The following is a 7,647-nucleotide window of genomic DNA, read 5'->3' as shown; positions in this document are numbered from 1 at the left end:
GCCTGATCCACAAGACCGGCCCCGCCACCTACGCCCTCGCCTGCTGACCCGACACGCTCGACACCGACCAGAAGATCCTTAACTTCCCGGCCTTGTCTCAACACCTGTCTGTCGTTTTGGTGTTCGGCGCGTTCGGGCCGTCCTGCGCCCCTCCCCTCTCGGCCAGCGGGGCTGCCGCCACTGGGGCTTGGTTTGCGGTGGCGTCCGCCCGCCTGGCTGACCGCGCGTGCGCCGAACGGGTGCACCTGGCGCGCCGTGCGCGACCGCGACGCGGGCGGCTGTCGAAGCTGGGGCCGACCCTGACCAGCTGACGCTCCGTCATCAGGAGGTGCGCACCACGATGCGCCGAGTTCTCAAGGCCGCAGGCGTTGCCCTGGCCGCGGCGGCCTGCCTGACCGCCGCCGCCCCCGCCGCTTGTGCCGCCTCCGCCGCACCTCCCGTGCCACGGCTTGCCGCCGTCGAGGCCCCGCCTGTGCCCATCGCCCTCACATCGGGTGGACTGGGGGCGGTCAGTTTCGGCGCAGCCCTGCTCGCCTCGGTGCCGGACCCCGACCGCTCTCCCGCCGGGGCCAACGACTTCTCCTGCAGGCCCTCGGCCGCGCACCCCTATCCGGTGGTACTGGTGCACGGCACGTTCGAGAACGCCCTCGACAACTGGAGCGGACTCGCCCCGGTGCTGGAGAGAGCCGGCTACTGCGTCTTCGCCCTCAACTACGGTGAGACCAAACCCCACGCCCTGCTCAAGGCGGCCGGCCCGATCCCCGCCTCGGCGGCGCAACTGGCCCACTACGTCGACAAGGTGCGGGCCGCCACGGGCGCCAAGAAGGTCGACCTGGTGGGCCACTCGCAGGGCGGCGGGCTGATGCCCCAGTGGTACCTGCGCTTCGACAAGGGCGCCGCGAAGGTGCACCAGCTGGTGGGGATCAATCCCAGCAGTCACGGCACCACCGCAATCGGCACGATCCACCTCCTGGATGCGGTCCTGGACGTGGCGGGGCAGGCCGGCAAGCCGTTCGGCCTCGACAGCCCGGCGGCCAAGGACCAGACGATCGGCTCCCCGGTCCTGCAGCAGCTCTACGCCAAGGGCGACACCGAATCCGGCGTCACCTACACCGACATCGTCTCCAGGACCGACGTCGTCGTCACCCCGTACACCAACCAGTTCCTCACCGCCGGGCCCGGTGCGACCGTGCACAACATCCTGCTGCAGAACGTCTGCCCGTTGGACCTCACCGGCCACCTGGGCAGCTCGTACGACCCGAACGTGCAACAACTGGTGCTCAACGCCCTCGACCCGGCGCATGCCGAGCCGGTGCGCTGCGCCCTCATGCCGCTTCCGGTGTGACCCCGACCGGAACGGGAAAGGCCTGGGCCCGTATCTGCGAGGAAGTGCCTCGCAGATACGGGCCCAGGCCGCCGCCCGCGGGAAGGGGGATCGTGCGCTCACCTTTCCCGGCCGGCACCGGCAGGCGCATGCCGGCTCACGCCAAGGCGGCGTCAGGCGGGTTGCGGGACGGTCGTTGCCGGAGCGTCCGCCACCTTGCGGGTCTCGCGCATCATCAGCAGTCCGTTGACCACCATCAGTGTCGCGGTCAGGCCGTGGACGCCGAGCGCGGTGGCCACGGAGCCGTGGTGGGCCAGCACGGTGGTCATGTCGCCGTATGCGGCGAGGGCTTCCACCATCAGCACCCAGCCCAGCGCCCGACGCTGGCCCGTCACGAGCAGGATGCCCAGGACCAGGGCCATGACGACGTCACGGATTCCCTTGACGATCAGGAATCCGCCGCCGTCGCCGGACGGCCAGCTCGGCAGGCCGAAGGTCGGCGCCGTCGTCTCGGGGCTCAGGATGAACTCCCCTCCGAACCAGAGGATGAAGAGGATGAAGGCGGCGGCCAGGACGGTGTTGATCTTCTTCAGCGACATAGTTCTCCCCCTTGCGGGTCTTCGTCTGCTCGGTGCGCTTCATGGAGCCTGCTGCGGGTGAGCCCGCGGGCTCAGGCGAGGGCGGCGACCAACAGGGTGAAGGCGGCGATGAGCACGGCGACGCGGACGTAGTGGTAGCGGTTCCAGCGGTTCAGCTGCTGCTTCCAGTCGGCGGGCCGGTTGTCGGGGGTCCACGTCTTGTTGCGGTTGTTGATCGGGACGAGCAGCAGAATCGACATGATCACGCTGAGGATCAGCAGCGCACCGGCGCTGACGACGAGGCCGGTGCTGTGGTGGTGCCACCCGGCGACAGCCCAGATACCGGCGAGGACGAGTGAGCCGATGTACCAGAACGGCATGACGGCGCCGAGCATCCGGCCCCCGTGGGCATGGCCGAGTTGGCTGCTGTCCTCCGGGAGGGCGTCGAGGATCCGGTTGATGACGAAGGCGACGGAGAACTCCACCCCCACCATGACGCCGACGACCACGGTGGTGAAGACCTCGAGTGCGGTGAGCATGATGACGACCCCTCCTGGAATCTAGCATTGCTAGCGGATGAGGCAACGCTAGTACTATTGCCGCTCGATTGTCTAGCGGTGCTAGGATTCGAATCATGTCGGTACAGGAACGCAAGCAGCGCGAACGGGCGGAGCGCGAGCGCCTCATCGTGGCGACAGCCCGCGAACTCGCAGAGCAGCAGGGCTGGGACGCGGTCACCACCCGCCGGCTCGCCGAGCGCATCGAATACAGCCAGCCCGTCCTCTACAGCCACTTCCGCGGCAAGCGCGAGATCATCGGCGCCGTCGCCCTCGAGGGTGCCACCGAGCTGGCAGCGGCGGTGCGGGCCGCGACCTCCGCCGCGAACGGCCCGCGCGAGCGGGTCGCCGCACTGGCCCGCGCCTACCTGGAGTTCGCCGAGCGCAACCCGGCGGTCTACGACGCCTTGTTCCAGCTCGACGGCGGTCTTGCGTACGCGCAGGAGGACACCCCGGAGCCACTGAAAGACGCCTTCGCCGCCCTGCTGGAGACCCTGGGCGAGGTCGCCGGGGACGGCGTCGACCCGGGGCTCTACACCGAGACGTTCTGGGCGGCCCTGCACGGCCTGGCAACCCTGACCCGGGAGGGACGGCTGCCTCCGAAGGACACCGAACAGCGGCTGGAACTGCTGGTGGACCGGCTCGCCATCATCTGACCCACCGTCCGGACGGGCCCGCAGCCGGGGCTCTCGGTCCCCACCGCTGCCTGTCTCGTCGCTGCGCGGCACGGTCCACCGTCCCGGCTGGGAGGTCCGCGTCAGCGGTGGTCCGGCCGTGACGATCGGCCGCTGTCGCACCGCTGTCCGATGAGGTGTGTTTCCGGTAGGAGAGGGACGCCGGTTGCCGTTGCGCGGGCCGAGCGATCTGCTGATACGTAGGCACGCGTACGACCGCGCCCAACCCGGCCACTACATCCGCTGACGACAACCGTCATCGGCGCACATGAGGGATCAGCGCCGGGACTCGGGCACGGTAGACGTCGTAGGAGGTGCCGAACTGGCCGGCCATCAGGGCGTCTTCGACCCGGACCCGGCGCAGCAGCCACGGTATGGAGACCACCATCAGGGCGATCCAGACGCCGAAGCCGCAGGCCAGCATGGAGCCGGTGATCAGGCCGAGCAGGCCGGTGTAGATGGGGTGGCGGACCAGCCGGTAGGGGCCGTCGGTGCGCAACTCATGGTGGTCCCTGACCATCGGGACGCCGGCCCACATCGTGCCCAGAACCCAGCGGGCCCACAGCAGCAGCGCGGTGGAGGCGACGGCGAGCAGAGCGCCCAGGAGGGCGAGTTCGGGCTGCCAGAACTGCAGATGGCGCCAGAAGCCACGCGAGTGACGGACCAGCGTGGAGAGGGCAAGGGCGCCCGCTATCAGCGGAAGCCGGCGAGGCAACGTGCGTCGAAGCCCGTGCGCCCAGCCGCGCAGACCGGTCCGGTTCCTCACGCCGAAGTAGACGGCGCCCACGATCCAGGCCACGACAAAGACCAGGACGCAGACACCGGTGAGAGCGACGAGCGCCGAGTGGAGAGAACCCATGCCTCAAGCGTGCTCCGCGCGCCCGGTGGATCACCACCACCCACGGGTCGATGGAGAGGCCTCCACCCACGGGCGGAGGCGGCTGAGCCCTTGCGGTCAGCCCAGGGGGTTGGCCGTGTCGCGCAGGGCGGCGAGGGCGGGTGCGTACATACGGGTCCTGATGGTGGCGAGCGTGTCGCCCGCCTTGGCGGCCAGCGGCTGCGCGAGGGCGAGGGCCGTCGTCCGTACGGCGTCCTCGTCGACGACGTGGTCCACGATGCCCGCGGCCAAGGCGTCGTGGCCGCCGTAGCGGCGGGCGGTGACCATGGCCTCGTGGGCGGTCCGCGGCGTCAGGCGGGACTGGATGAGGGCGGACATGCCGGGCGTGAACGGGATGTTGATGTCGGCCTCGGGCAGGCACCAGAAGCCGCGGTCGGCGCGCATCACGCGGAAGTCGTGGGCCAGCGAGAACATGGCTCCGGCGGCGAAGGTGTGCCCCTGCAGCGCGGCCACGGTGACCACCGGCAGGGACAGCAGCCGCGCGAAGAGGGCGTGCACGGAGACGACGTACTCCAGGTGCTGGTCGGCGTGTGCGAACAGCCAGTCCAGGTCGAGGCCGTTGGAGTAGAACTTGCCCGTCGCGGCGGTCACCAGCGCGCGAGGCCCCTGCGCCTTCTCCACCTCGTCCAGCGCGGCGTCGACGGCGGAGATCCAGTCGGGGTGGAAACGGTTCTCGCCGTCTCCGAGATCGAGGACGTAGACGTCGCCCCGGCGGTCGAGTTCGGGCATGGCGGCTCCCTCGGGCTGGGCGGTCACGGACTCCTTTACTACCGACAGGTAACTTATGGTGCCGCCATGGAACGTGCAAGAGGTGGCCTTCCCCCCGTTTCGCGCCCACACGCTGGAGCGGGTCGGTGGCTTTCCTGCCGGCGGGCCTGTATCAGCTCGGGCCCCTCGAGTACGTCTGTCTGCAGCACTGCCGCGATCCCCTGAGCTCTTCGGGTGGGCGTCCATCACGGCACCTGCTGATGGTCGTCCTGATCCCGCTCGGCGTGATGGCCGGACCGGCCGTGGTGATCCTCGTCGAGAGACTGTGGTCCCGTGGTCCGCTGCTCGCGCGGGCCATGGGCGTCGCCGGGCTTCAGGGGTCGATGCCGTCGATGGGCGGCATATGACTTGCAACCGGCCACGTGGGTACCGTATATCGTCCACGGCGTGAGTGCCGAACAGCAGGCCCCATTGCAGCGAACCCGTACCCGCCGGAAGCAGAAGTAGGTGCCCTGTGGAAGCAATCGGCCACGCGCTGTCCATCGCCGGGTCCATGACCTGGGAGGTCACCTGGGCGCTGATCCTGGGTTTCGCCTTGTCGGCCGTGGTGCAGGCGGTGGTGCGCCGGTCGACGGTCGTCCGGCTGCTGGGTGACGACCGCCCGCGCACGCTTGCCGTGGCTGCCGGTTTGGGGGCGGCCTCGTCGTCGTGCTCGTACGCGGCCGTGGCCCTGGCCCGTTCGCTGTTCCGCAAGGGCGCGAACTTCACGGCGGCGATGGCGTTCGAGATCGCCTCCACCAATCTGGTGGTGGAGCTCGGCGTGATCCTCGCGCTGCTCATGGGCTGGCAGTTCACGGCCGCCGAGTTCGTCGGCGGGCCGATCATGATCGTCGTACTCGCCGTGCTGTTCCGCCTGTTCCTTCGCGAGCGGCTGCTGAACCGGGCGCGGGAGCAGGCCGAGCGCGGGATCGCGGGGTCGATGGAAGGGCACGCGGCCATGGACATGTCGGTGCGGGCGGAAGGCGGCTTCGCCCGGCGCCTGTTCTCCCGGGCCGGCTTCACGTCCGTGTCGCACATCTTCGTCATGGAGTGGGCGGCGATCGTGCGGGACCTGGTGGCGGGGCTGCTGATCGCTGGGGCGATCGCGGCCTGGGTGCCGGACGATTTCTGGCGCACGTTCTTCCTGGCGGACCATCCGCTCGCCGCCAAACTGATCGGCCCGCTGGTCGGGCCGCTGGTGGCCGTCGCCACGTTCGTCTGCTCGATCGGAAACGTGCCGCTGGCCGTGGTGCTGTGGAAGGGCGGCATCAGCTTCGGCGGGGTGATCGCCTTCATCTACGCCGACCTGCTGATCCTCCCCATCCTGAACATCTACCGGAAGTACTACGGCGCCCGGACGGCCGTCTTCCTCCTGGGCACCTTTTTCGCCGCGATGGCCGTCGCCGGCTACGTCGTCGAGTTCGCGTTCGGCGGGCTCGGCCTGATCCCCGACCAGGCCGATGCCACGGTCCCCGAGGGCGGAGTCAGCTGGAACTACACGACCTGGCTCAACATCGTCTTCCTGCTGCTGGCCGCGACCCTGCTCGTACGGTTCTGGCGCACCGGCGGCACGGCCATGCTGCGGATGATGGGCGGCTCACCCGACGCCGGGGCACACGAGCACGGGCACATGCACGGGCACACTTCCACTCCGGGTGAGACGTGAGAAGGGTCTGTGGGATAACCCCCATGCGCATCGACCGGCCTGCCGGATGGTCGGCGACTGTGTCGCTCCACAAGTCTGTACGTGGTCATTTCGCCCGTACAGACAAGGGAGTTCACACATGCCGACCCGTCGCGCCACCGTGCTGTCGGCCATGGCAGCACTCGCAGCGTCCGCCGTCCCGGCCCGAGGAGCGGCCGCCGAGCCGCGCACGGCCGAACCGGTGCGGCTGACCTTGCCCGCTCCCGGCGGGCCGTACCCGGTGGGGACGGTCTCGCTGCGGCTCGTCGATGCCTCGCGTGCCGATCCCTGGGTCGCGTCGCGGCCGTACCGGGAGCTCATGGTCGGCATCCGCTATCCGGCCCGGACCGCCGGCGGGTATCCGGCCGCACCCCAGATGCTTCCCGGCGAGGCGGCCGGGTTCGCGGCCCTGAACAGCTTCACCGATGTGCCGAGCAGCCGGGTAGACTGGGCCGCCACCCGCACGCACGCTCACGAAGGCGCCCCGGTCGCTCGGGACGGTGGTCCGTTCCCGGTCGTCTGCTACTCCCCCGGTGCCGGGGACCCGCGCTCCCTGGGCACCACGCTCTGCGACCACCTCGCCTCCCGGGGCTACGCCGTGGTGACCCTCGATCACACCTATGACGCCTGCGCCGTCGAGTTCCCCGGCGGCCGCGTCGAACGCTCCGTTCTGCCCGCGGAGTTCGCCAAGGCATACCCGGACGAGCAGCGCATCACCGCCCTGTTGCGGAAGACCATGGACGTACGGGTGGCCGACGTCCGCTTCCTCCTCGATGCGCTGCCGAGCGTGCTGCCCCAAGTCCTTTACGGCAGGCTGGACTTCGGGCGCATCGGCATGTTCGGCCAGTCGGCAGGCGGCTTCACCGCCCTGCAGACCATGCATGACGACCCTCGCATCGCAGCAGCGGCCGACCTGGACGGTGTGCTCGCGTACGTCCAGGAGGACAGCACCCCCGGCAACCTGTCCACCGTCGCCGCCGACGGCCTGGACCGCCCCTTCCTGCTGATCGGCAAGGACGGCAACGACCTCGGCACGGTGCCGTCCTGGCGGGCCCTGTGGCGGAACAGTCGTGGTTGGCACCGGGGTTTGAGCCAAGGCCGGGAAGTTAAGGATCTTCTGGTCGGTGTCGAGCGTGTCGGGTCAGCAGGCGAGGGCGTAGGTGGCGGGGCCGGTCTTGTGGATCA

General features: G+C 69.8%; 8 protein-coding genes and 1 pseudogene. 5 read left to right on the top strand and 4 right to left on the bottom strand.

Features of this window, described 5'->3' with window-relative positions:
• Positions 1 to 340 precede the first annotated feature (340 nt).
• Positions 341 to 1,345 (top strand): alpha/beta fold hydrolase, encoded by a 1,005-nt coding sequence (locus AB0N07_RS48925; protein ID WP_365847170.1) that lies wholly within the window; start codon positions 341 to 343, stop codon positions 1,343 to 1,345.
• A gap of 152 nt (positions 1,346 to 1,497) precedes the next feature.
• Here the strand turns inward: AB0N07_RS48925 and AB0N07_RS48920 are convergent, their stop codons facing one another.
• Positions 1,498 to 1,923, bottom strand: coding sequence for a DUF4267 domain-containing protein (locus tag AB0N07_RS48920; RefSeq protein WP_365847168.1), 426 nt, complete (start codon positions 1,921 to 1,923; stop codon positions 1,498 to 1,500).
• Positions 1,924 to 1,994: 71 nt separating this feature from the next.
• Positions 1,995 to 2,441, bottom strand: a complete 447-nt coding sequence (locus AB0N07_RS48915; RefSeq protein ID WP_365847166.1) for a DUF1772 domain-containing protein — start codon at positions 2,439 to 2,441, stop codon at positions 1,995 to 1,997.
• Between the two features lie 95 nt (positions 2,442 to 2,536).
• Between AB0N07_RS48915 and AB0N07_RS48910 the strand changes: the two genes are divergently transcribed.
• Positions 2,537 to 3,115 (top strand): TetR/AcrR family transcriptional regulator, encoded by a 579-nt coding sequence (locus AB0N07_RS48910; protein ID WP_365847164.1) that lies wholly within the window; start codon positions 2,537 to 2,539, stop codon positions 3,113 to 3,115.
• 274 nt (positions 3,116 to 3,389) lie between these two features.
• Here AB0N07_RS48910 and AB0N07_RS48905 read toward each other — a convergent pair whose 3' ends face one another.
• Together AB0N07_RS48905 and AB0N07_RS48900 are read right to left on the bottom strand one after the other, a co-directional pair.
• A complete protein-coding gene (locus tag AB0N07_RS48905) occupies positions 3,390 to 3,992 on the bottom strand; it encodes an isoprenylcysteine carboxylmethyltransferase family protein (RefSeq protein ID WP_365847162.1) in 603 nt (200 codons plus the stop codon).
• Between the two features lie 96 nt (positions 3,993 to 4,088).
• Complete coding sequence (locus tag AB0N07_RS48900) at positions 4,089 to 4,760, bottom strand: enoyl-CoA hydratase-related protein (protein WP_365847172.1); 672 nt, start codon at positions 4,758 to 4,760, stop codon at positions 4,089 to 4,091.
• Between the two features lie 110 nt (positions 4,761 to 4,870).
• On the opposite strand from AB0N07_RS48900, the pseudogene AB0N07_RS48895 reads away from it, so the two are divergent.
• From AB0N07_RS48895 to AB0N07_RS48885, 3 genes and pseudogenes are all read left to right on the top strand, one after another.
• Positions 4,871 to 5,107 (top strand): annotated as a pseudogene (locus AB0N07_RS48895) (DUF2182 domain-containing protein); the annotation flags it as partial.
• Between the two features lie 146 nt (positions 5,108 to 5,253).
• Positions 5,254 to 6,444 carry a permease gene (locus AB0N07_RS48890; RefSeq protein WP_365847160.1) on the top strand — a complete coding sequence of 397 codons (1,191 nt, stop codon included), beginning with the start codon at positions 5,254 to 5,256 and terminating at the stop codon, positions 6,442 to 6,444.
• A gap of 118 nt (positions 6,445 to 6,562) precedes the next feature.
• Positions 6,563 to 7,647, top strand: a 1,085-nt coding sequence (locus tag AB0N07_RS48885; RefSeq protein WP_365847158.1) for a hydrolase, incomplete at its 3' end; no start/stop codon positions are given.

The sequence above is a fragment of the Streptomyces sp. NPDC051172 genome, assembly GCF_040682555.1.
Classification (GTDB): Bacteria; Actinomycetota; Actinomycetes; order Streptomycetales; family Streptomycetaceae; genus Streptomyces.
Note: the sequence above shows the minus strand (reverse complement) of the source record. Positions and strands in the feature narration are given on the sequence as shown.

What these genes read in the sequence shown, in the direction of transcription:
- AB0N07_RS48925 (WP_365847170.1), top strand. Translation starts at nt 341, where the DNA reads ATGCGCCGAGTTCTCAAGGCCGCAGGCGTTGCCCTGGCCGCGGCGGCC.
- AB0N07_RS48920 (WP_365847168.1), bottom strand. Translation starts at nt 1,923, where the DNA reads ATGTCGCTGAAGAAGATCAACACCGTCCTGGCCGCCGCCTTCATCCTC.
- AB0N07_RS48915 (WP_365847166.1), bottom strand. Translation starts at nt 2,441, where the DNA reads ATGCTCACCGCACTCGAGGTCTTCACCACCGTGGTCGTCGGCGTCATG.
- AB0N07_RS48910 (WP_365847164.1), top strand. Translation starts at nt 2,537, where the DNA reads ATGTCGGTACAGGAACGCAAGCAGCGCGAACGGGCGGAGCGCGAGCGC.
- AB0N07_RS48905 (WP_365847162.1), bottom strand. Translation starts at nt 3,992, where the DNA reads ATGGGTTCTCTCCACTCGGCGCTCGTCGCTCTCACCGGTGTCTGCGTC.
- AB0N07_RS48900 (WP_365847172.1), bottom strand. Translation starts at nt 4,760, where the DNA reads ATGCCCGAACTCGACCGCCGGGGCGACGTCTACGTCCTCGATCTCGGA.